Below are 23,144 nucleotides of genomic sequence, written 5' to 3'. Positions count from 1 at the left end.
TTGATGGTGGGGTGTGGCCTCCGCGGGATGCGGTGCGGGTGGATGCCGAGGGGTGTTACGAGGTGTTCGCCGGGGCTGGGTTTGGTTATGGTCCGGTGTTCCGTGGTTTGCGGGGGGTGTGGCGTCGCGGTGAGGAGTTGTTCGCCGAGGTAGCGCTACCGGACGACGCCCACAACGGCTCCGCAGGGTTCGGCGTTCATCCCGCACTGTTGGACGCGTCCTTGCACGCGGTCCTGCTCAGCGCCCTCCAGTCCGATGGCGGGCGTGATGGCGCTGGTCGTGGTGTGGGTCCGGCGGTTCCGTTCTCGTGGGAGGGTGTGTCGCTGTTTGCTGCGGGTGCGTCTGTGCTGCGGGTGCGGTTGGTGCCGGTGGGGGAGGGGGCGGTGTCGGTGACTGCGGTGGATCCGGCGGGGGACCCGGTCATCGCCGTCGACGCCCTCCACACCCGCACCCTCACCAGCGACGAACTGAAGGCGGCCGACGACAGCACGTACCGGGACTCGCTCTTCCACGTGGACTGGACGGCCATCCCGGCTGCCCACCCCACTGCGCCCGGCACGCCCGCCTCGGTGGCCGTCCTGGGCACCGACCCGTTCGGCCTCGCCGACGCCCTCGCCGACGCCTTGGCGGACTCCCTCGACGTGGTCCGCGAACCCGCCGGGCTCTCGGCGCTCGCTGCCTCCGCGGAGCCGGTGCCGGACCTCGTCCTCGTGCCGGTCGCGGGAGCGCCGACGACGGGGCGCGCGGCTGACGCGGGCCTGGCCGAAGTGCCCGACGCCGTGCGCGAGTGCACCGTGCAGGTGCTGGAGCAGCTTCAGCAGTGGCTCGCCGACGACCGGTTCGCGGCGGCCCGGCTGGTGTTCGTGACGCGCGGCGCGGTGCCGGTGGACGACGGTGGCATCACCGACCTGGTGGCCTCGGCAGTCTGGGGCCTGGTGCGGTCCGCCCAGTCGGAGAACCCGGGCTGCTTCGGCCTGCTCGACGTCGACCCGCCCACCGACCAGAACCCCGACCAGAACCCCGACGCGCACCGAGCCCCGTCCAGCACGCCGATCTCTTCCCCCTCGTCTGCCCCCTCCACCCCCTCCCTCCCGTCCGCCCTCGCCGCAGCCCTGTACGCGACGGCCGACGAACCGCAGGTCGCCCTGCGCGCCGGCACGGTGAGGGCGGCCCGGCTGACCCGGACCACGGCCCCGGAGACCACCGCGGACACCGAGAGCAGCACGGACACCGAGCCCAGCAAGGACGCCGAGAGCATCCTGCCCGGGCAGGCGCTCGGGCGCGGCACGGTGCTGATCACCGGTGGCACCGGCGGCCTCGGCGCGCAGTTCGCCCGGCACCTCGTCGACGAACACGGCGTGCGCAACCTCCTGCTCGTCAGCCGGCGCGGACCGGCCGCCCCGGGCGTCGGCGAGCTGGTCGCCGATCTCGAAGCGCTCGGCGCCGAGGTGGTGGTCCGGGCGTGTGACGTGGGCGATGGTGCGGCGGTGGCGGCGCTCGTTGCCGATGCGGTGCGGGAGCGTCCGTTGTCGGCGGTCGTGCATGCGGCCGGGGTGTTGGACGACGGCGTGATCGGTTCGCTGTCTGCGGATCGGCTCGGCGTGGTCCTGCGGCCGAAGGTGGACGCGGCCTGGCACTTGCACGAGGCGACGCGTGACCTGGACTTGGCCGCGTTCGTGGTGTTCTCGTCGGTGGCGGGTACGTTCGGCAGCCCGGGGCAGGGCAACTACGCGGCGGCGAACGCGTTCTTGGACGCGTTGATGGTGCGGCGTCAGGGGTTGGGTCTGCCGGGTGTGTCGTTGGCGTGGGGGCCGTGGGAGCGGTCCGGCGGTATGACAGGCACGTTGACGGAGGCTGAAGCCGAGCGCCTCGCCCGTTCCGGGATGCCGCCGCTCACGGTCGAACAGGGCCTCGCCCTCTTCGACGCGGCGACGGCCGGGGACCGGGCCCTGGTGGTGCCGGTGCGGCTGGACCTGGCTGCGCTGCGCGGGCTCGGGGACGTCCCGGCGTTGCTGCGCGGCGTGGTCCGCACGCCCGCCCGACGGGCCGCGGCGACCGGAGCGGCACCGTCCGCCGACGCACTCGCCCGGCAGCTGGCCGGACTCGGCGGGTCGGAGCAGGACGAGGTCCTGCTGACGCTGGTGCGCGGCCAGGCGGCGGTGGTGCTCGGGCACGCCGACGGGGCGGCGATCGGAGCGGGCCGGCAGTTCCAGGAACTCGGCTTCGATTCGCTGACCGCTGTGGAGTTCCGGAACCGGCTCAACGCGGCCACCGGACTGCGGCTGCCGGCCACCCTGCTGTTCGACCACCCGACGCCGGCCGACGTCGTCCGGCACCTGCGCGGGCAACTCTGCGCGGACGAGGTGACGGGCACCGGCTCCGTGCTCGCGGCGCTGGACCACCTGGAGACGGTCATCGCCGGACTGGCCCTCGACGACTCCGGGGAGCACCAGTTGGTGGCCGGCCGGCTGGAGGTGCTGAAGGCCAAGTGGGCCCAGCTGCGGCAGGTGGAGGCGTCCACGGGCGACGGGGCGGAGATCGATCTGGAGGACGCTTCGGACGACGCCATGTTCGCCCTGCTGGACGATGAACTCGGGCTCAACTGAGCCCCTCGTTGCGGTGAAAACCGCGGCTCCCGGTGGTCGGACGCTCGATTCCGGCCACCGGGAGGGCCTTACCGGCCTCTTCTCGCGACGCGTGAAGAACTAGGGAATTACCCACAGTCCGATCATGTGCAATGAATTCCGTGACTCGGAAACCCCTGCGCGAGTCGCGGAGTTACGGTGTGACCATGCGTTCGTCCGGCGGTGACGGCGTGCACGGACGCCACGGCTCGTCCCCGGCCGAGGCGTCCAGCTGACGCTGCTCGAACGACGCGTGACACTCGGTTCGTCCCTAGGAGGTCCCCCATGACCACGTCCACCGAGGAGAGCCTGTGGTCCCGGTGCTTCCACCCGGCACCGACCGCTCGGGCCAGGCTCTTCTGTTTCCCCCACGCGGGTGGCTCGGCCTCCTTCTACTTCCCGGTGTCCGCGCAACTCTCCTCCGTGGCCGAGGTGTTCGCGATCCAGTACCCGGGCCGCCAGGACCGGCACAAGGAGCCCGGCGTGGGCAACCTCTCCACTCTTGCCGACCAGGTCTACGACGCGCTGCGCCCCCGCTTGAAGGAGCAGCCGAGCACCTTCTTCGGGCACAGCATGGGCGCGACCCTGGCCTTCGAGGTGGCCCGACGCTTCGAGGCCGACGGTGGTGAGCTGTCCCACTTCTTCGCCTCCGGGCGCCGCGCCCCTTCCCGGGTGCGTGACGAGTCCGTGCACCGGCGCAGCGACGACGGCATCGTCCAGGAACTCAAGCTGCTCGCCGGCACCGACACCGCGGTGCTCGGCGACGAGGAGATCCTGCGGATGGTGCTGCCCGCGATCCGCACCGACTACCAGGCCGTCGAGACCTACCGCTGCCCGCCCGACGCCACCGTCCGGGCCCCGTTGACCGTGCTCACCGGTGACCGCGACCCCAAGACCTCCATGGACGAGGCCGAGGCGTGGCGCGGCCACACCACCGGGGAATTCGACCTCAAGGTCTTCCCCGGCGGGCACTTCTTCCTCAGCTCCGAGGCCCCGGCCGTCATCGGCCTGCTGCGCGACCACTTCACCTCCTAGGGGCCGGCCGTCGTCCGCGCGGTCGGCGGCGGGGCCGTGGCGTGCCCCGTGCTGTCGACCGCGGGACCTCCGTCGACCGCGGAACCTCCCGATCCGGGTGCGGCGCGTGCCGTGCGCCCGCCGCGCACTCCTCTGCGACCGGTGCGCGCGGGGCGTTCGTGCGTCTGCCTGTCACGGGGCGCGCCGGGTCCAACAGGTGTCCCCAGGTGGACCGTTCGGAGAACGTCAAATGTCAGACAGGTGCCGCCCATTCCCTCCGGACTGCGCTATATGATCTTGTGATGGGGCATGTACGGAGGGTGCCACGCATCCTCTCCGCGCCTGTCCACCCTGGCCGCCCGGGCTCGGTTGCAACCGGCCGGCCACGGTTCCGGAGCACCGTGGCGCGATCGGCTTCAGTCGTCACCCCCCACCTGGAGGAACGCGTGATGCGGAACCAGTCCGGTTCTTCCGGTTTACTGACCACGCTGGTGGGGCGGGACGACGAACTGCGCACCCTCGCCCGGCACGCCGAAGCCGCCCGCGACGGACAGGCCGGCCTGGTGATGCTGCACGGGCCGGCCGGCATGGGCAAGACCAGCCTGCTGCGTGCCTTCACCGCCAGCGCGGCCTGCCGGGACATGACCGTGCTCCACGGCACCTGCGGCGAGACCGACGCCGGCGCCGGCTACAGCGGCGTACGCGAACTCCTGGGCGGACTCGGCCTGGGCCACGGCGACGCCCACCGCTCGCCCCTGCTGGACGGACTGGCCGCCCGCGCACTGCCCGCGCTCACCGCCGACCCCGCGGGCCACGACGCCGCCACCGCCGCCTACCCGGTGCTGCACGGCCTGTACTGGCTCGCCGCCCGACTGATGGCCGAACAGCCGCTCGTGCTCGTCCTCGATGACGTCCACTGGTGCGACGAACGGTCCCTGACCTGGATCGACTTCCTGCTGCGGCGCGCCGAGGAACTGCCGCTGCTGGTCGTCCTGGCCCGGCGCAGCGAGGCCGAACCGCTCGCGCCCGCGGTGCTCGCCGACCTCGCCTCCCAACGGTGCCCGGCCGTGCTGCGCCTCCGCCCGCTCGACCGCGACCACGTCGGCGAAATGGTGCGCCGGGTCTTCCGGACCACGGCCGCACCGACCTTCGTCGCCCGGGTCGCCGCCGTGTCCGGCGGCAACCCGCTCACCCTCGCCCGCCTCCTCGACGAACTCCGCGCCGAGGGCGTGTCGCCGGACGCCGACGGGGAGCGCCGGGCCGCCGAGGTGGGCAGTCACGTGCTGGCCCGCTCGGTGCGCAGCCTGCTGGAACGCCGGCCGCCGTGGGTGCGGGACGTCGCCCGCGCGAGCGCGGTGCTCGGCGAGGAGTGCACCGAGTTGGTGGCGGCGCTCGCCGGCGTCCCGGCCGGCACCGTCGAGGAGGCCCTGCACGTGCTGCGCCGGGCCGGCATCGTGGCCACCGACCGCATCGACTTCGTGCACGACGTGGTGCGCGCCGCGGTCCTGGACGACGTCGCCCCCACCGACCTCGCCGCACTCCGCACCAACGCCGCACTGTTGCTCAGCGACGCGGGTCGGCCCTCCGAGGAACTGGCCGGCCAACTCATGCTGCTGCCGGTGCTCGACCAGCCGTGGATGGCCGGGGTGCTGCGGGACGCCGCCGCGCAGGCAGAGGGCCGCGGCGCTCCGGAGGCCGGCGTGCGCTGCCTGTACCGGGTCCTGGAGATGACGCCGGACGACGTCGCCGTGCGCATCCGGATGGCCCGCGCGCTCGCCGAGAGCAACCCGCCCGAGGCGATCCGCCTCCTCCAAGAAGCGCTGGCCCTCGCCGGCGACGTCCGCACCCGCGCCCAGGTCGCCGTCCAATACGGCTTCACCTGCCTCGCCCTGCAGGAATCCCCGTCCGGCGTGCGGGTGCTGGAGAGCGTGCTCACCGAGCTGTCCGCCGCCCTCGGCCCCGAACCCGGCCCCGCCGACCGGGAGTTGCGCACCTTGGTGGAATCCGTACTGCTCATCGTCGGTGCCGACGAGAAGGCGACCATCGGCGCGATCCGCGACCGGGCGGCCCGGCTCACCGTCCCGCCCGGCGACACCCCGGCCCAGCGCCAGATGCTGGCCATGACCACCGTGCTGACCGCGATGGACGGCCGCGACGCCCGCGCGACCGTCGACCAGGCGCGCCGCGCGCTGCGGGTGCCGGGCGTCGAGCTGGAACCCTGGTCACTGCTGTCCGCCGCCTTCGCGCTGACCCTCGCCGACGAGATCGCGGACGCCCAGTACGCGCTCGACCTCATGCTCCAGTACGGGCAGGCCAACGCGGCCGTGTGGACGTACGTGCTCGGGCTGTCCACGCGCGCCCTGCTCCACCACGGGGTGGGCGCCTTTCCGGACGCGCTGGCCGACGCCCAGACCGCGATGGAGATCATCGGCGAGGAGCGCTGGGGCGACACCGCCGTGCTGCCCCGCGTGGCCCTGGCCACCGCCCTCGTCGACCGCGGGGAACCCGAACGCGCCGAGCAGGTCCTGGACGGCATCAGACGCGGCCGCCTGGAACGGTTCGTCATCGAGTACCACTGGTACCTGGCGGCCCGCGCCTTCGCCCGCTGGGCCCGCGGCGACCTCCAAGGCGCCCTCGACCTCTTCCTCGCCTGCGGCCGGTCCCTGGAGGAGTCCCGCATCAGCAACCCGGCGTTCCTGCCGTGGTGGGCGGAGGGCGCGGTGCTCCTGACGCTGCTGGGCCGTCCCGGACAGGCTCGCGAACTCGCCGCATCCGGCAGCGAATTGGCCGAGCGGTGGGGGACGAACAGCAGTCTCGGACTGGCCCGCATGGCCCAGGGCGTGGCGGCACCCGGCAGCACCGGCATCGAGCACCTCACCGAAGCGGTCGCCCTGCTCGGTCACTCCCCGGCCCGCGCCACCGAGGCCCGCGCCGAACTCTTCCTGGGGCACGCCCACCTCAAGGCCGACGACCCGCGCGCCGCCCGCGAACACCTGCGCGCCGCCGCCGGCCTGGCCCAGCGCTGCGGCGCCCTGACGCTGGGCGACAACGCCAGGAAACTGCTGGTCGCCGCGGGCGGCCGGGTCCGCCGGATGACCACCTCGCCGCTCGACATGCTGACCGGGATGGAGCGCACCGTCGCGGACCTCGCGGTGACCGGCGCGAGCAACCGGGCCATCGCGGAGAGCCTCTTCGTGACCGTGCGGACCATCGAAACGCACCTCACCAGCGTCTACCGGAAGCTCGGGGTCGGCGGACGCACCGAACTGTCCACCGTCCTGGCAACCAGAAGCCCCTCCGGCCGCAAGCCACCGGCATGGGTCTCCCAGGCACGCGGACGCGACTGACACGAACAGGACGAGAGGTAGCGGTGCACCCGAGCAAGGCGCGGAACCATCCGACCACCTGCACGCCGCAGTGTGCACCCGACGCCCACGGCGACCCCGCCATGCTCTTGGAATGCGGCCGGGAACAGCGCCTCGTCGGTGACGTCCTGCACCGGCTCGGCCAGGGAGCCGGATCGGTCCTCACCTTGACCGGACGGCCGGGCCACGCCCAGAACGCGCTGGTCCGCTGGGGTGCCTGTCGTGCCAGACACCACGGACTGCGGGTGCTGCGGGCCCAGGCGACACCCACCGAACGCGACCTCAGACACGGCGTCGTCCTCCAACTGCTGGCCCCCCTCGACGGCGACGACGGCCGCACCCTGGACGCCCTGATCGGCCACGACGGCCCGCCGCCGCTGCCTGGGATCGCGGACGTGCTGCGGTGCGCCGGCGCCGCACCCACCCTCCTCGTGGTCGAGGACGTCCAATGGCTGGACCCGGCCTCCCACACCTGGCTGCAGACCCTGCTGGGCCACTTCGGCCCCCACCTCCCGCTCGCCGCCCTCGCCAGCAGCTGCGGGGGCACCGGGGCCTTCGACGCCGCGGACGACGCCGCCGGCCCGGCGCACCGGGACGCGGTGCCCGCCCGGCACGTCGTCGTGCCCCCGCTCACCGACCGCGGGGTCGCCGCCACCGTCCGCGCCTACTGCGGCACCCCCGGCGACGAGGAGTTCGTCGCCGCGCTCACCTCCGCCACCGCCGGCAACCCGGCCGTCCTGCGGGACGTGCTGCGCCAGTTCACCGGACTCGGCCACCGGGCCGACGCCGCCCACCTCCCGCAACTCCACGCCCTCACCGCGGGCGTCGTCGGCGACCACACGGTGCGCGCCCTGGACGGTCTGCCGCCCGAGGTGAATGCGGTGCTGCGGGCCCTGGCCGTCTGCGGCGACCTGCTCGACTTCACCCGGGTCCACGCCCTGGCCGGTGCCCGCTCCCTGTCGCAGGACCGGATCCGCACCCTGCTGTCGAACGTCGGCCTGACGGTGTCCGTCGGCGACAAGGTCCACATCCGCTTCCCCGCCTCCAAGGCCCGCGTCATCGAGGACATGCCGGCCGCGGAGCGCGCCGACCTCTACGGCCGCGCGGCCGCGCTCGCCCACGGTGCCGGCGTCAACGACGAGGACGTCGCCCACCTCCTGCTGCGTTCGCCACCGCTCGGCGCTCCCTGGGTCGTACCGCTCCTGCGCCGCGGTTTCGTCGCGGCCCTTCGCAGGGAGGACCACCAGCGTGCCTGCGCCTGTCTCTCCCGCGCCCTGCAGGAACCCCTGGCCCCCGACGAACGCAGCCGGCTGACCCTGGAGCTGGCCGCCGCCGAAGCGGTCGCCCGGCCCGACGCCGGCGACCGGCGCCTGCGGGAACTGGTCCGCAGCGCACCACCCCCCGACGAAGTCCCGCCGACCGGAGCCGGGTTGGGCGTGCGCGCCATCGATCTGGGGCTGGCCCGGGGGAACAGCGAATGGGCGCGCAGCACGGCCGGCGAGGCCCTTCCGGACGCCGGACCGGCGGACCGGGAAGAACTGGTCGCACTCTTCTGGTTGGCCGCGGTCCGGGACGACGACGCACCGATGATCCCCGTGGTCCCCCCGCTGCCCGACCGCCCTTCACCACCGGCACAGGCCGGCGCCCGGGCCTGGCAACTCGCCACCGCGGGCGAGGACGCGGACAAGGCCAGGAAACTGGCCCGGATCGCCCTGACCGGCGACCCGGGCGAGTGCCTGATGATGCCGCGACTGGCGGCCTGCGCCGCACTGTTCGCCACCGACGACCACGACGAGGCGGTGCACGGCCTCGACGAGATGCTCGGCACCGCCCGCCGCGCCCACCTGCGCAGTCTGGCCGCCCGCATCCTCAACCTGCGGGCCCGCCTGCACCTGTGCGCGGCCCGGCTGGACGCCGCCGAACGCGACTTGGACGGCGCCGAACGCGCACTGCCGCCGGCGAGTTGGCACCCGCGGGCGCTGCCCAACCTGATCGCCACCCGCATCCTCGTCAGCGTGGAGGCCGGCCGCCCCGACCGGGCCAGGCAACTCGCCGCCGCCCCGGTGCCCGCCGGCGGCGAAGAGGGCGTGTGGTGGCCCTCACTGCTGTTCGCCCGCGCCCGACTGGCCGCGGTCGACGGCGACTGGGCGGAGGCACTGCGGCTGTCCCTGGAGTCCGGCCGCCGGCTGTTGCGCCGGCAGTGGGTCAACCCGGCCCTGCTGAGCTGGCGCCCGTTGGCCGCCGAGGCGTCCGTGGAGACCGGCGACCCGGCGGAGGCGCGACGCCTGCGCGACGAGGAACTGGCCCTCGCCGACCGGTGGGGCACCGCGAGCGCCCGCGGAGCCGCCCGCCTGTGGACCCGCGGCCTCTTCGCCGACGACCGGGACCAGGCCGTGCGGCGCTCCCACGAGGCCACCGCACTGCTGCGGGACTCACCGGCCCGCCTCGCCTACCTGTGGAGCAGGCTGTACCAGGCCGGTGCCGAGGCTGCCCTGGGGGACGCGGCCGCGGCGGCGCGCTCGGTGGAAGAGGTCTCCCGGACGGTGGCCGCCCTCCCCACCAGCCGCCTCGCCACGACCGCCCGCGCCCTGACCGCCCCCGCCGCGCCCCATCAGGCCAGCGCCGTGCCGCGCACCACCGTCGTCCCACCCGGCTGGCGCGCCCTGACCGAGGCGGAACGGCGCACCGTGCTGCTCGCCGCCCGCGGCCACGGCAACCGCCAGATCGCCGAACAACTCGCCGTCAGCCGGCGCACCGTGGAGCTCCGGCTGAGCAACGCCTACCGCAAGCTGCAGATCGGCGGCCGCAAGGAGCTGTACCGGCTCCTGGAAGCGCTGGAAGGGCCGATCGCGGATGCTTGTTGAGCGGGAGGACGAACTGGCCCGGATCCGGACCGCCCTCGACGCCGCGGCAGCGGGCGACTCCTCGCTCCTCCTCGTCACCGGCCCGCTCGGCAGCGGACGCTCGACCCTGCTGCGCCGGGTGCCGGAACTCGCCGGCGGCGACGCCCGGGTGCTGCGCGCCTACGCCGCCTGGCGGGAACGCGACTTCCCGTTCGGGATCGCCCGCCAGCTCTTCGACCACCTGCTGAACGGCGCCGGCGGCGCCGGACCCACCCGGCGCGCCACCGGCGCCGAGCAGTTCGGCGACCTCATGGACACCGACGACCGCCGCGGCGGACCCGGCCCCGCCCGCGAGGTCTGTGACGCGGTCCTGCACGGCGCCCAGTCGTTGCTGGCCGACGCCGGCGCGCACCGGCGGTTGCTGATCCTGATCGACGACCTTCAGTGGGCCGACGGCCCCTCGCTGCGCTGGGTGGCGCACCTCACCCGGCGGTTGCACGGGCTGCGCGCGCTCCTGGTGTGCACGCTCGCCGACGGCGACCACCGGGCCCGCCATCCCCTGGTGCGCGAGATCGTCGGTGCCGCCCGCGACGTCCTCCGCCCGGCGCCGCTGACCCGGGACGCCGTCCGCACCCTGCTCACCGAAGCACCCGGCCAGCCGCCGCAGGAAGCGCTGGTGCGGGCCCTGCACGACGCGTCCGGCGGCAACCCGCTGTTCCTCACCGCCTTCCAGCGCGCCGTGAACCGCAACGACACCCCGAGCGACGCCGAACCATCCGTCACCGTAGGGGAGTTGAGCCCCGCCGCGCTGCGCGACCGGATCGCGGGGCACCTGCGGATCCAGCCCCAGTCCGTGCGGGACGTCGCCGTCGCCGTCGCCGCCCTGGGCGACCACAGCGACCCGGCGTTGCTGGCCCAGCTCGCCGGCGTCGACGAGGTGGGCTTCGCCGGAGTCCGGCGCGCCCTCGTCGACGCCGGCCTGCTCGCCCAGGGACCGGACGTCCGCTTCGTCCACGGGGTCGTCCGGGACGCCGTGGACTCCCTCCTCACCCTCGGCGAACGCGAACGCGCCCACGACGCCGCCGCCGATCTGCTGTACCGCTGCGGGCGGCCCGCCGAGCAGGTCGCCGGGCACCTGCTGGCCGTCGTCCACCCGGGCCGGCCCTGGTCGGAGAACGTCCTGCGGTCGGCGGCCGGCAACGCGTTGCGCGCCGGGCGGCCCGCCGACGCCGCCCGGTACCTGCGCCGCGCCCTGCTGCACCACCGCACCCAGGACGACAGCCGGGCCCGGCTCCTGATCGACCTGGCCACCGCCGAACGTGCCCTCGACCCCGACGCCTGCGTACGCCACGTCAGCCAGGCCGTCGCCCTGCTGCCCGCCCCGCGCGACCGGGCCGCCGCCGTGCTGCGTGTCCCGCCCAGTCTGCTCGCCGTGCCCAGCCCGTCCGCCGTGGAACTGGTGCGGCAGGCGGTCCACACGCTCGACGACCCCGCCCGACCGTACGAGGCGGAGGCCGGCGATCTCGCGCTGCGCCTGGAGGCGTGGCTGCGGCACTCCGGCCACGAGAACCCCGTCGAGCTGACGTCCTCGGTCGAACGGCTGCGACGGATGGGACCGCGCCCCGCGGTGGACAGCGTCGCCGAACGCGAACTGGTCTCCGTGCTGCTCTGCGCGGGCGCCCTGAGCGGACGGCTCAGCGCCCAGGAGATCGCCGGGACCGGTAACCGCATCCTCGAACGCGAACCGGCCGTCGCCGCGCACGCCCACAGCACCCTGCCGCTCGTGCTGATCTCGCTGTTCGTCGCCGAGTCGGTGCACGGCGTCGCCTCCTGGCTGGCCAGCGAACAGCGCACCCGCCGCCTGTACGCGACCGGCGCCGACGACGTGCTGCTGGCCGCCGAGCGGGCCTTCCTCCTGATGGCGCAGGGCCGTCCGGCCGCGGCCAGGGAACACGTCGAGAGCGCACTGACCATGGGCACCGACGGATGGCTGGAACCGGCCGTGCTGATGCTCGCGTCGGTCGTCTACGAACTGCGCGACCAGACCCTGAGCGAACGCCTGCTGGCCCGTACCCGCGACCGTCGCCCGGCCGGGCTCGCCCGCACCGCCACCGGGCAGATCCTCCAGGCCGGCATCGACACCCAGCGCGGCCGCGCCCGGGACGCCCTGGACGCGCTGTTGGCCTGCGGGCGGCGGCTGGAGACGGCGGGCTGGCGCAACTCCGCGCTGCTGCCGTGGCGCCCGTACGCGATCGGCCTGCACCAGCGGCTCGGCGAGACCGCGGCGGCGCTCCGGCTCGCCGAGGACGAACTGGGGTGGGCCCGGGACTGGGGAGCGCCGACGAACCTGGGCCGCGCCCTGCGCCTGAAGGGCTGGCTGCTCCAGGACGACGGGCTGGACCTGCTGCGCGAGGCCGTCGACATCCTGCGTGCCTCGGCCCACGCGGTGGAGCTGGCCCGGACGCTCGTCGTGCTGGGCCGTCGCCTGCACGGCGGGCCGGAGGCCGAGGCGGTGCTGCGGGAGGCCGCCGGGATCGCCGCGGCCTGTGGCGTGCCCTGGCTCGCCGAACGGGCCGGGCAGGGCCTCGGCACCGCCACCGTGCCGCCGGTCGCCACCTTGACCCCCAGCGAACGGCGCGTGGCGACCCTGGTGGGCCGGGGCCTGACCAACCAGAACGTCGCCGCCGAACTCGGCGTGAGCTCCCGGGCCGTGGAGAAGCACCTCACCAGCGTCTACCGGAAGCTCGGCGTCTCCGGCCGCCGCGAGTTGGTGAACGCGCTCCCGGACCGGTGATCCCGCGGCGGCCGTGCCGGTCGCCGTCGTGCGCCCTGCACCACGCTTCGCGCGCCCCCGTTCGACCGGGTCGCGCCGAGCCGTCCGCCGCACGCCCGTACGGTCATGACAGAAACCTCAAGGAAACCTCAAGCGGAAGCGGGGGTAGTCACTTTCCTCTGGGCGCCGATGTCCGATGTGTCGCCTTTGGTCGCCGCAGCTCCGTCCTTGCGGACCGAACCTCGGCAAGTGCGGACCACGGATTTAGGGGTGGAGAGATGCCGCGCGTTGACGCGTCGAGCAGGGGCTAACTACGCTCCGTTTCAAGGAAATCGAAAGTCGGCGATGCGAATCGCATCGAACTCTGATCGAATTCCTGTTTCCGTTTCTAGGAGTTCTTAAAAATGACGGGGGTTATCCGAAAGGATGGCGGTCTCGTGACTATCACTCACCTCACTGAATCGCATGACCGTACGACCGGCGGGGTGATATCCGCGCAGACCGCTCCGGCGGGCGAGCCCGGGAGCCCCGGGCTGATGGCCTCCCTCGACCGCGACCTCACCATCAAGCACGCCAACCAGGAGTTCCGCCGCAGTTTCGGCGACTCCGCCGGCGACGTGTGCGGGCGCAGCTTCCGCGACCTGATGCACCCGAGCGTGCAGCAGCCGCTGATGCGCCAGTTCTCCCGGCTCATCGAGGGCAAGCGGCACCGCTTCGCCTCGCACGTGGTCGCCGTGGGCGCCCGGGACGCGGCCTTCGCCGGCACGCTCACCGCCTCGGCGGTCACCGGCGAAACCCCGGACGTCGCCGCGATCCTGGTGCTCATGGACTCGTCCGGGGGCACCGGCAGCGCGGAGGCCGACGTCGTGACCCCGCAGAAGAAGTTCCTCACCGAGATCGACGCGCGCATCCTCGAAGGCATCGCGGCCGGGCTGTCCACCATCCCGCTCGCCTCGCGCCTCTACCTCAGCCGCCAGGGCGTGGAGTACCACGTCACCGGGCTGCTGCGGAAGTTGCGGGTGCCCAACCGGGCCGCGCTGGTCTCCCGCGCCTACTCCATGGGCATCCTCAACGTCGGCGCCTGGCCCCCGAAGGTCGTGGACGACTTCATCAAGTGACGCCGACCGGCCGCCGTCCGCACCTCCCGGCCGCCGTGCACCCGCCCGTCCCGCCCCGCCCGTGCCGTCCGGCGTCCGCCTCCCGCGAGGTGGCGCCCGGCGGCACGGGCGCTTCGCTGCCCGGTTCGCCTTTATCCATTCGCGCGTTACGCACCCGCAATATTTCTGCGCCCACTCTCGGCCACGCCGCGACCGGTTCCGCCAAGCCGCCCGTCGCATCGTTTCTGCTGACCGTTTTCGTGGCCCGTGCGGGGGGCTTGGGCGATGGGTTTCGGCCGCTGTTGCGCCGCGAGCGGAACCATCGGGAAAATACCCGCGGTAACCCCTCTTCTTCCGGGGCGAGTTCGGGCGGGTGCACATTCTTCCGCACCTCGTACACCACGGTTCACATGTATTCCGCTCCGTCGTCACGAGCTTTGTTACCGGCGGAAGACCGTACACGGACGCGTCGTCCACGCGTGCGTAGTGACGTGGTCAAACGGAACCCGGGAGGTGCCCCCGGCGCGACGGCGCAGGCTGTGTACCTGGTGACCGTTTTCACCAAGGACTGCCCGGTCGGCACCGCACCCCGTCGCCCGCCCGGGGCCTTCGCACCACGCCCTGGGCGCAGGGGCCTGGTCGCCGGGGCCCAGGCTTGTTTGAATCACCCCCACTCGGCCGGAACGGCACGGAGCCGGACCGGTAACGCAGGAGGAACACCGTGGACGCTGAGGACCGCCGCAGGGGCATGCTGGAACTCGTCCGGAGCACCGGGTCGGTCGACGTCGTCCGGCTCGCCGAGGAGTTCGCCGTCAGCCGGGAAACGGTCCGCCGGGACTTGAACGTCCTGGAGGACCACGGGCTGGTCCGGCGCCGGCACGGCGGCGTGTACCCCGTGGCGGGGGCGGGCCTCGAAACCACCCTCGCCTTCCGGTCGACGCACCGGGCCCCGGAGAAGTCCCGGATCGCCGCCGCGGCGGCCGGACTCCTCAGCGGCGCCGAAACGGTCTTCATCGACGAGGGGTTCACCCCGCAGCTCATCGCCGAGGCCCTGCCGCGGGACCGGCCGTTGACGATCGTCACCGCATCGCTCGCGGTGGTCAGCGCCGTGGCGACCAGCGCACAGACCGACGTGCTGCTCCTGGGCGGCCGGGTCCGGCAGGGCGCCATGACCACCGTCGACCACTGGGCCGTCCGCATGCTGTCCGACTTCGTCGTCGACCTGGCCTACCTCGGCGCCAACGGCATCTCGCGGACCCACGGCCTGACCACGCCCGACCCCGCGGTCGGCCAGGTCAAGGCGCAGGCCATCCGGGCCGCCCGCCGCCGGGTCTTCGCCGGCGTGCACACCAAGTTCGGCCCCGCGAGCTTCTGCCGGTTCGGCGACGTGGGCGACCTGGACACCATCGTCACGGGCACCGGCCTCCCGGCCGCCGAAGCCCACCGCTACCAACTGCTGGGCCCCAAGGTGATCCGGGTGTGAAACCCTACGGGCGCGCCCGGTCGCCGGACCCGGGCCAGAGGGCGAGCGGTGTCGCCCCCACCCGGTAGCCCTCCTCGTCCAGGAGGTGGCCGCCGTGCTTCATCGGCCACAGGGCGACCGCGCGTTCGGCGACCGTCAGGTCCGGGGCCCGTTCGGCGAGGCGCACCTCGAAGCCCTGGGCGTCGTCCAGGGAGCGCACCCAGGCGACCAGGTGCAGGTTGTGGCGGCTGATGACGCTGGCGCACAGCCGCACCTCGCGCATCCCGGTGACCCGCCGGGTCACCTCGCGCAGCCGGGCCGCCGGCACGTGGCCCCACAGGCTCACCGTGACCGGCCACTCCGACAGCGGGCGCGCGACCTCGCACCGGGCGTGCAGCATGTCCGCGGCGAACAGCCGGCCGACGCGACGCCGCACGGTGTCGGGACCGACGCCGCACTGGTCGGCCAGCGCCCGGTAGGTGGCCCGACCGTCCACCGACAGTGCGGTGACCAGTCGGAGGTCCAGGTCGTCGAGGGGGAAGGCGGGCGTGTCCGGCCGCCGGCGCGGTCCGGCCGCGGCGAGCTGGGCGACCTGACGGCGGTCCAGGGCCCGCAGTCGCCACCGACTGCCCTCGGTGTGGACCGGGCCGGCCAGGTGCGTGCGGACCGCCAGGATGCCGTCCAGCGCGGCGAGGTCCTGCCGCACCCAGCGGGACAGCGCGGCCGGATCGCGGGCCATGACGTTCAGTTGCAGGTCGTGGTCCCCGGTGACGTGGGAGAGCGCCGCGACGTGCGGAGCGGCGGTCAGCGCCCGGGCGACGTCGTGCAGCAGCCCCGGCGCGCAGTCGATCTCGACGAAGGCCAGGCACCCCTCGCCCGACGCGGCCAGCACCGGCGCGGGATGCGCACCGATCCAGGCGGCGCCGGCCTCGGTCAGCCGGTGCCAGCGCCGGGCCACCGTCACCGCGTCCAGTCCGAGGACCGCACCGATCCGGGTCCAACTGGCCCGCGGTGCGATCTGTAGGGCGTGCACCAGGGCCTGGTCCACATGATCCAGGGACCGGGGTGACGGCCCGGAATCCTGCACCACAACGGTCTCCTCGCGTTTTTCCGGCGGATCCGGGTCGCTGGTCGGGTCAACCTTCAGCCTGGACCCGGGTACGGGCGGACCGTACCAGGCAACCCCCGACTAACAGGAGTGGGATTCGGCATGTCGGCACTGGAACGCGCCAAGGAACTGCAGCCCGAACTGGCGCGGTTGCGCCGGTCGCTGCACCGGGAACCGGAGTTGGGCCTGGCCCTGCCGCGCACGCAGGAGAAGGTGCTCGCCGCCCTCGACGGACTGCCGCTGGAGATCACCCTCGGCACCGGACTCACGTCGGTGACCGCCGTCCTGCGGGGCGGCGAGCCCGGCGGCGCGGTACTGCTCCGCGGCGACATGGACGCCCTGCCGGTCGCCGAGCAGAGCGGGGTGGCCTACGCCTCCGAGGTCCCCGGCCGGATGCACGCCTGCGGGCACGACCTGCACACCGCCGGACTGGTCGGCGCGGCCCGGCTGTTGGCCGAACGCCGGGAACACCTGCACGGCGACGTGGTCTTCATGTTCCAGCCCGGCGAGGAGGGCCACAACGGCGCCGGTGCGATGATCGAGGAGGGCGTCCTGGACGCGGCGGGCAAACCGCTCGACGCGGCCTACGCGCTGCACGTGGCGGCCAACCAGGTGCCCGGCGGCGTGGTCATCACCCGCTCCGGCACCATCACCTCCGCCTCCGACCAGCTGACGGTCACGGTGCGGGGCAGGGGCGGCCACGGTTCGACGCCGGCCCTGGCCAAGGACCCCGTCCCGGTCGCCTGCGAGATGGTCACCGCGGTGCAGAGCTGGGTGACCCGCACCTTCGACATCTTCGATCCGGTCGTCGTCACCGTCGGCACCTTCCACGCCGGCACCCAGGCCAACGTCATCCCCGAGACCGCCGAGTTCCAGGCCACCGTGCGCAGCTACTCCGAGGCGGCCGGGGAGCGCCTCGCCGAGGGGCTGCCCCGGCTGGTGCGCTCGATCGCCGCCGCGCACGGCCTCGAAGCGGAGGCGGACTACGTACGGCACTACCCGGTCACCGTCAACGACCCGGACGAGACCGCGTTCGCCCTGACCGCCGCGCGCGAGCTGTTCCCGCCGCAGCAGGTGTGGGAATCCCCCCAACCCACCAACGGCTCCGAGGACTTCGCGCACGTCCTGCAGCGCGTCCCCGGCGCGATGCTGCTGGTGGGCGCGGCACCCGAAGGAAGTGACTGGCGACACGCCCCGATGAACCACTCGCCGCTGGCCGTCTTCGACGACCGGGTGCTCCACCAACAGGCGGCGCTCCTGAGCGAACTCGCCGAACGCCGCCTGGCCGGCACGGCGGCGCCCGCCCCCGCGACGCCGGCGTGACCGCCCGCGGCGGCCCCGAAAACCGCTGGTGACCGGCGGGGCCGCGTGCTGGGATGGGGCGATGCGCAACGATGCGTCGAGGACGGTGGACCGGGGCCGGTATCCGACGGCGGTCACGCCCTGGGAGGACCCGGACTGGCGGGCCGCCGCCCTGGGCTGGGCCCACGGCGAGCTGGCCGCACACGGCCTGCGGGTGACCGGGCCGGGGCACGTACGGCTGCGGCCGTGGTCGGTCCTGGTGCGGCTGCCCGTCGCGGGACACGGCGCCGCCTGGTTCAAGGCCAACCCGCCGGGCAGCGCCTTCGAGGCGGGGCTGACCGTGGCCCTGGCCCGTTGGGCGCCCGGCCACGTGCTGGCTCCGCTCGCCGCCGACGCCGCCCGTGCCTGGCTGCTGCTGCCGGACGGCGGGGAACTCTTCCGGGACGTGCTCGACCGCGCTCCCGCCGACCCGCGCGCCTGGGAACGGCCGCTCGCCCAGTACGCCGCCCTCCAGCGCACGCTCCTGCCGCACACCCCGGACCTCGAACGCCTCGGCGTGCCCGGCGCGCACACCGCGCGACTGCCGGACCTCTTCGACCGGCTGGTGGCGGACAACCCCGCACTCCCACCGGACGACCGGAACCGGCTGCGGGCCCTGCGGCCCCGCCTGGCCCGTTGGTGCGCGGACCTCGCCGAGCTGGGCATCGCGGACACCCTCGACCACGCCGACCTCCACGACGGCCAGCTCTTCGCCCCGCAGCCGGGCCGGTTCACCTTCTTCGACTGGGGCGACGCCGCGATCTCCCATCCGTTCTGCAGCTTCCTGGTCCCGGCCCTGGCCGCCCGCGAACGCTTCGGTCCGGAGGCCCTGCCGCGCCTCCGGGACGCCTATCTGGAGCCGTGGACGGGCAGCGGCCCGACGCCGGCCGCACTGCGCCGTGCGATGCGCCCGGCCTGGCGGCTCGGCACCCTCGGCCGGGTCCGAGCCTGGGGCCGTCTCTTCCCCGCGCCCGCCGACGAGCCGGACGCCGCCGCCCCGCCCGGCGCCGCCGAGAGCGCCGAGTGGCTGCGCGCACTCCTCGCCGAACCGCCGATCTGACCCGTCCGGGTCACCGGCCCCGACCGTCGGCCCGGGACGGCAACGGGGCCCGCACGCACCGACGTGCGGGCCCCGGTCGTGCTCGGCGTCGCCTACCTCCGGGCGGGGCACTGCTTCCAGGCGAAGTGGTACAGGGTGTTGATGCTGCCGTCCGTGGAGTCCATGGCCATGTAGCTGGTGGACTTGGGATCCGCGGACGAGCCGTCCAACCGCAGTTCGGTGTTGATGTTGAAGTAGCGCTCCTCGCCGCAGGGCGCGTAGACCAGTTGGTCGACGTCGGTCTCGTCCGAGGTCTGCCAGTTGTTGTCGTAGGGGCCGGCGAAGGGGTGGCTCCTACGGGCCGTCTCCGGCTGCCCCTGGAAGTAGTAGTTCGCCTGTTCCAGCCCCTTGGCGCCCGAGGCCAGCGCGGCGTAACCGCGGTAGTCGGCCCGCGCGACGGCGTACGTGAAGCCCTGCGGGACGTGCACGCTGAGGGCGATCTGGCAGTTCTTGCGGGCGTCGGTGGGCTTGCTGCTGCCGCCGACCTGGGCGAGGTACTCGCTGTAGGTGACGGTGAAGGCGGTGTTGTCGGGGGCGACGGCCACGGCGGCGCTGCCGGGTCTGCACCCCGATCCGTTGACCGTGGCGACGGTGATGGTGATCTGTCCGGTCGGCGGTTCGTCGCCGAACCGTGCTGGCGTGGTGGGGGATGCCGATCCGAGGAGCAAGGCTGCCGCTGCGGCACCAGCACTGAGCGTGCTGAGCATGGGCTCTTCCTTCCGGTCGTCCTGGACCCGCGACGCGGGCACACCAGGAGTGGAATGACGAGCGCATGCCAGCACGAGGATCTCGGCTTGCACAGCTCTGCTCACCGGGATTGGGGCGAACCTACGCCTTGATTCGGACGCCCGCCGCGCCCCGCCCCCGGCCCCGACGACGAAGATCGTCGGGGCGCCGAGGGAGGCGGACGGCGCCGGGCGGGCTACTTCGTGCCGGTACTGAGACCATCTGAAAGGTCCGTGTCATCCGGCTTTGCGTCCTGCCCGGGGGAGCGGCGCCAGGTGACGAGGATGTAGGCCAGCGAGCCGACGATCAGGGCCGCCGAGACCCAGTCGTTCAGGCGCAGCCCCAGGAAGTGGTTGGCGTGGTCGATGCGGAGCGCCTCGATCCAGACCCGGCCCGCCGCGTACGCCAGGACGTAGGTGGCGAACAACCGGCCGCGGGGCAGCCGGTACCGGCGGTCGAGCCAGAGCAACAGGGCCATGACACCGACGTCCCACAGCGACTCGTACAGGAACGTGGGGTGGTAGAACGCCACCGTGGGGCTGTCCGGAGGCCGGTGGGCCGGGTCGATCAGCAACTTCCACGGCAGGCTCGTGGGGCCGCCGTACAGCTCCTGGTTGAAGTAGTTGCCCCAGCGGCCGATGCCCTGCGCCAGGACCAGACCGGGGGCGACCGCGTCGGCGAAGTCGGCCAGTTTGATGCCGCGCCGACGGCACCCGAGCCAGGCACCGAACGCGCCGAGCGCGACCGCGCCGGGGATGCCGAGCCCGCCGTTCCAGACGTACAGCGCCTCGATGGGGCGCCGGCCCGGTGCGAAGTACAGCTCGGGGTCGGTGATCACGTGGTAGAGCCGGCCGCCCAGCAGGCCGAACGGCACCGCCCACATCGCGATGTCGGCGATCTCCTGGGGATCCCGTCCGCGCGCCGCCCACCGGCGCTGGGACAACCACACCGCGACGAATATGCCCAGGATGATGCAGAGCGCGTACGCGCGGATGGGCACGGGGCCCAGGTGCCAGACCCCCTGTGAGGGGCTCGGCAGATACGCCAGGTTCATACGGTCGACCGTTCTCACGGGCGGACCCGGCGGACCGCCGGGCAGGACGGGCCCGAGATTACATCGGACACCGAAATTCCCCCGAAGATCCGCGGCGAACAGCGCAGGTAAAGTGCCCGCAAGCCGCCGCAGCCCCGCGCCCACGAGAACCGGCTGGACGCGGCCCTGGCGTCGTTGGACGAACCCGACCGCGGGGCCGTCCGGGCGGCACTGCCCGCCTGACGGCGGCGGTTCACCACACGCCCGGGACCAACCTGCGGGTCCGGGCCGCGTACGACCGGTACTCCTCGCCCAACGCGTCCAGCAGCATCCGCTCCTCGACGCGGATCCGATAGCCCACGGCGAGCAGACAGCCCACCACGCACACCAGCCACGACGCCGCGTTGTCCAGGAGCAGCGCCAGGGCCGCGGCGGCGAGCAGCATGCCGCTGTAGGCCGGGTGCCGGACGTAGCGGTACGGACCCGTGGTCACCACGCGGTGGCCGTGCTGGATGTGCACCGTGCCGCGGAAGAAACGGCCCAGCGCGACGATCGCCCACAGCCGGATCCCGATCCCGGCCCAGGCCACGACCAGCACCGCCAGCCGCACCGCCGGCAGCTCCGTGGCGTACGACAGGGCCGGCACCGCGGCCCGGATCGGCGCCGCCAGGGCGATCCCGCCGCCGATCAGCACCGGGAAGACCAGCAGACTGAGCCGTTCGGTCCGCTCCGTGCGCTCGCTGCGCCACCGCTGACGCACCTGGAGCAGCACCTCGGCCGCCGCCCAGGCCCAGAGGGTGACGATGAGCGCGGTGTGCACGACGTGGTGCAGCACGGCACCTCCCGGTCGTTTCAGGACCCCGTACCCCGATGCGGGGTCGTGCGTCGCCAGCTTCGCACCCGCGCCGGGTGGAGCGGATCCACTCAGGGGTGGAGCCCGGGTGGATCCACCCCGGAGGTCCGGTGCGCGGCCGGCGCCGCTCAGGCCGATCCGACGTCCGCCGCGAGTTCCTCGGTGGCCAGCACCCCCTCGCCGTACAGGGCCTGTAGCCAGTTGGTCTGGTAGATGGTGTCGAGGTACCGCTCGCCGAGGTCCGGGGCGATGGCCACCGCGGTCACCTCGTGACCGTCGTGCCGGGACAGCCACTCCACGGCGCCGCTGACGACGGTGCCGGTGGACCCGCCGAAGAGGAAGCCGCGCCGGGCCAGGCGGTGACAGGCCCGCACGGTGTCGGCCTCCTCGACGCGGACCAGGTCGTCGACGTAGGACTCGTCCAGCAGCGCCGGACGCACGCTCGTCCCCAGCCCCGGGATCATCCGTCGGCCCGGCTCGCCCCCGAAGGTCACCGAGCCGACGCTGTCCACGGCCACCACCCGCACCCGCCGGTGCCACTCCCGGAAGTAGCGGGCGCAGCCCATCAGCGTGCCGGTGGTGCCGGCGCCGACGAACAGCACGTCGAGCTGCGGGAAGCGGCGGGCGATGGCCGGCGCGGTGGTGCGGTAGTGCGCCCGCCAGTTGTCGGCGTTGGCGTACTGGTTGAGCCACACGTACCGTTCGTCGGCCGCGCACAGGGCTGCGACGTGGGCGATCCGCGCGCCCAGCAGACCGCCCTCGGCCGTCGGCTCGGCGACGATGTGCACCCGGCCGCCCATCGCCTCCATGAACCGCCGCGCCGAGAGGTTGCAGCGGGCGTCGGTCACGCACAGGAAGCCGTAGCCCTTGCTCGCGGCGATGATGCTCAGCGCCACGCCCAGGTTCCCCGAGGAGGACTCGACCAGGACGCATCCCGGTTTGAGGACGCCGTTCCGCTCGGCGGCCGCCACCATCTCGCTCGCCGCCTTCAGCTTGATCGACCCGGCGAAGTTGAAGCCCTCGCATTTCAGGAACAGTGCCTGCCCCACGATCGACCGCAGGTCGACGTAGAGATCCTCGGCGTTGAAGTCCATCGGAACGGAAATGACCGTCATGACGTCCACCTCATCAGCGAAAAAGCTCTGGGCCGGTCAGCCATGGCGGCGGAGCTCGTGGAAGAAGTCGTCGACGACGTGCAGTTCGCCGGAGCGGGCCACCTCGTCGTAGACGTGTTTGCCGACCGCAAGGTCCAACACCCCGAGGCCGAAGGGCGAGAAGACCACCGTCTGGTCGGCCGGTACCGCCACCCGCCCGTTCAGCACGTCGTCGAGCGTCCCCAGCAGGAAGTCCCGCCGCCCGGTGAGCTGTTCGGCCAGGTGCGGGGAGGTGTCGGCCTTCAGGCAGTGCTCGACGTCGTCGACGAAATTGGCCGCGCCCAGCAGGATCTCGGGGGCGAGGTCGCGCAGCGAGACGTGCAGCACCAGCGGGTGGTGGTCGAACCACGCCGCCTCGCTGACGTGCGGGCGGGCGGCGACGGTGGCGAAGACGACCAGGTCGCTGGTGCGGATCAGCTGCTCGGCGCTGTCGTGCACGGTGATCCACTGCTTGGCGCCCGACTGCTCCAGGTAGAGGCGGAAGCCGGCGGCGCTGTCTGCGGACAGGTCGTGGACGCCGATCTGGTCGAATTCCCAGCCGGTTTGGGTGAGGTAGGTGTGGATGTAGCGGGCGATGAGGCCGGTGCCGAAGAAGCCGATGGTGCGGGGGCGGGGTCGGGTGTGGGTGAGTTGGTTGGCGGCGAGGGTGGCG

At 73.5% G+C, this 23,144-nt stretch carries 14 protein-coding genes and 1 pseudogene; 9 read left to right on the top strand and 6 right to left on the bottom strand.

Annotated features, from left to right (window positions below):
• Positions 1-11: 11 nt before the first annotated feature.
• The 7 genes from ABD385_RS39735 (at position 12) to ABD385_RS39705 (ending at position 15,199) form a co-directional block, all read left to right on the top strand.
• Positions 12-2,606: a type I polyketide synthase gene (locus tag ABD385_RS39735; protein ID WP_344584970.1), complete on the top strand. Its 2,595-nt coding sequence runs from the start codon at positions 12-14 to the stop codon at positions 2,604-2,606.
• A gap of 303 nt (positions 2,607-2,909) precedes the next feature.
• Positions 2,910-3,659, top strand: coding sequence for a thioesterase II family protein (locus tag ABD385_RS39730; protein WP_344584968.1), 750 nt, complete (start codon positions 2,910-2,912; stop codon positions 3,657-3,659).
• A gap of 428 nt (positions 3,660-4,087) precedes the next feature.
• Complete coding sequence (locus ABD385_RS39725) at positions 4,088-6,985, top strand: helix-turn-helix transcriptional regulator (RefSeq protein WP_344584967.1); 2,898 nt, start codon at positions 4,088-4,090, stop codon at positions 6,983-6,985.
• A gap of 101 nt (positions 6,986-7,086) precedes the next feature.
• Positions 7,087-9,867: a LuxR C-terminal-related transcriptional regulator gene (locus ABD385_RS39720; RefSeq protein WP_344584965.1), complete on the top strand. Its 2,781-nt coding sequence runs from the start codon at positions 7,087-7,089 to the stop codon at positions 9,865-9,867.
• Complete coding sequence (locus tag ABD385_RS39715; protein WP_344584963.1) at positions 9,857-12,640, top strand: ATP-binding protein; 2,784 nt, start codon at positions 9,857-9,859, stop codon at positions 12,638-12,640. Before ABD385_RS39720 ends, ABD385_RS39715 begins: the two co-directional genes overlap by 11 nt.
• Positions 12,641-13,155: 515 nt before the next feature.
• Positions 13,156-13,737 (top strand): PAS domain-containing protein, encoded by a 582-nt coding sequence (locus ABD385_RS39710; RefSeq protein WP_344584969.1) that lies wholly within the window; start codon positions 13,156-13,158, stop codon positions 13,735-13,737.
• 700 nt (positions 13,738-14,437) lie between these two features.
• Positions 14,438-15,199, top strand: a complete 762-nt coding sequence (locus tag ABD385_RS39705; RefSeq protein WP_344584961.1) for a DeoR/GlpR family DNA-binding transcription regulator — start codon at positions 14,438-14,440, stop codon at positions 15,197-15,199.
• A gap of 4 nt (positions 15,200-15,203) precedes the next feature.
• Here ABD385_RS39705 and ABD385_RS39700 read toward each other — a convergent pair whose 3' ends face one another.
• Positions 15,204-16,268 carry an Lrp/AsnC family transcriptional regulator gene (locus ABD385_RS39700; RefSeq protein ID WP_344584960.1) on the bottom strand — a complete coding sequence of 355 codons (1,065 nt, stop codon included), beginning with the start codon at positions 16,266-16,268 and terminating at the stop codon, positions 15,204-15,206.
• Positions 16,269-16,388: 120 nt separating this feature from the next.
• On the opposite strand from ABD385_RS39700, the gene ABD385_RS39695 reads away from it, so the two are divergent.
• Complete coding sequence (locus tag ABD385_RS39695) at positions 16,389-17,609, top strand: M20 metallopeptidase family protein (protein WP_344584959.1); 1,221 nt, start codon at positions 16,389-16,391, stop codon at positions 17,607-17,609.
• A gap of 61 nt (positions 17,610-17,670) precedes the next feature.
• A complete protein-coding gene (locus ABD385_RS39690) occupies positions 17,671-18,687 on the top strand; it encodes an aminoglycoside phosphotransferase family protein (RefSeq protein WP_344584957.1) in 1,017 nt (338 codons plus the stop codon).
• A gap of 92 nt (positions 18,688-18,779) precedes the next feature.
• Here the strand turns inward: ABD385_RS39690 and ABD385_RS39685 are convergent, their stop codons facing one another.
• The 5 genes and pseudogenes from ABD385_RS39685 to ABD385_RS39665 form a co-directional block, all read right to left on the bottom strand.
• Positions 18,780-19,433, bottom strand: coding sequence for a DUF4360 domain-containing protein (locus ABD385_RS39685; RefSeq protein WP_344584955.1), 654 nt, complete (start codon positions 19,431-19,433; stop codon positions 18,780-18,782).
• Positions 19,434-19,648: 215 nt separating this feature from the next.
• A complete protein-coding gene (gene lgt / locus ABD385_RS39680; RefSeq protein WP_344584954.1) occupies positions 19,649-20,506 on the bottom strand; it encodes a prolipoprotein diacylglyceryl transferase in 858 nt (285 codons plus the stop codon).
• A gap of 232 nt (positions 20,507-20,738) precedes the next feature.
• A complete protein-coding gene (locus ABD385_RS39675) occupies positions 20,739-21,320 on the bottom strand; it encodes a methyltransferase family protein (RefSeq protein ID WP_344584953.1) in 582 nt (193 codons plus the stop codon).
• Positions 21,321-21,466: 146 nt separating this feature from the next.
• A complete protein-coding gene (gene sbnA, locus ABD385_RS39670) occupies positions 21,467-22,453 on the bottom strand; it encodes a 2,3-diaminopropionate biosynthesis protein SbnA (protein WP_344584951.1) in 987 nt (328 codons plus the stop codon).
• Between the two features lie 36 nt (positions 22,454-22,489).
• Positions 22,490-23,144, bottom strand: a pseudogene (locus tag ABD385_RS39665) (2,3-diaminopropionate biosynthesis protein SbnB); the annotation flags it as partial.

Source organism: Streptomyces lunalinharesii, assembly GCF_039532155.1.
Lineage (GTDB): Bacteria > Actinomycetota > Actinomycetes > Streptomycetales > Streptomycetaceae > Streptomyces > Streptomyces lunalinharesii.
The sequence above is the reverse complement of the archived record's forward strand: the minus strand, read 5'-3'. Positions and strand labels throughout refer to the sequence as shown.

Excerpts from the sequence above, each read along its gene's own strand:
- ABD385_RS39715 (WP_344584963.1), top strand. The coding sequence starts at position 9,857 with ATGCTTGTTGAGCGGGAGGACGAACTGGCCCGGATCCGGACCGCCCTC.
- ABD385_RS39690 (WP_344584957.1), top strand. The coding sequence starts at position 17,671 with ATGCGCAACGATGCGTCGAGGACGGTGGACCGGGGCCGGTATCCGACG.
- ABD385_RS39695 (WP_344584959.1), top strand. The coding sequence starts at position 16,389 with ATGTCGGCACTGGAACGCGCCAAGGAACTGCAGCCCGAACTGGCGCGG.
- sbnA (WP_344584951.1), bottom strand. The coding sequence starts at position 22,453 with ATGACGGTCATTTCCGTTCCGATGGACTTCAACGCCGAGGATCTCTAC.
- ABD385_RS39725 (WP_344584967.1), top strand. The coding sequence starts at position 4,088 with ATGCGGAACCAGTCCGGTTCTTCCGGTTTACTGACCACGCTGGTGGGG.
- ABD385_RS39720 (WP_344584965.1), top strand. The coding sequence starts at position 7,087 with ATGCTCTTGGAATGCGGCCGGGAACAGCGCCTCGTCGGTGACGTCCTG.
- ABD385_RS39685 (WP_344584955.1), bottom strand. The coding sequence starts at position 19,433 with ATGCTCAGCACGCTCAGTGCTGGTGCCGCAGCGGCAGCCTTGCTCCTC.
- lgt (WP_344584954.1), bottom strand. The coding sequence starts at position 20,506 with ATGAACCTGGCGTATCTGCCGAGCCCCTCACAGGGGGTCTGGCACCTG.
- ABD385_RS39730 (WP_344584968.1), top strand. The coding sequence starts at position 2,910 with ATGACCACGTCCACCGAGGAGAGCCTGTGGTCCCGGTGCTTCCACCCG.
- ABD385_RS39710 (WP_344584969.1), top strand. The coding sequence starts at position 13,156 with ATGGCCTCCCTCGACCGCGACCTCACCATCAAGCACGCCAACCAGGAG.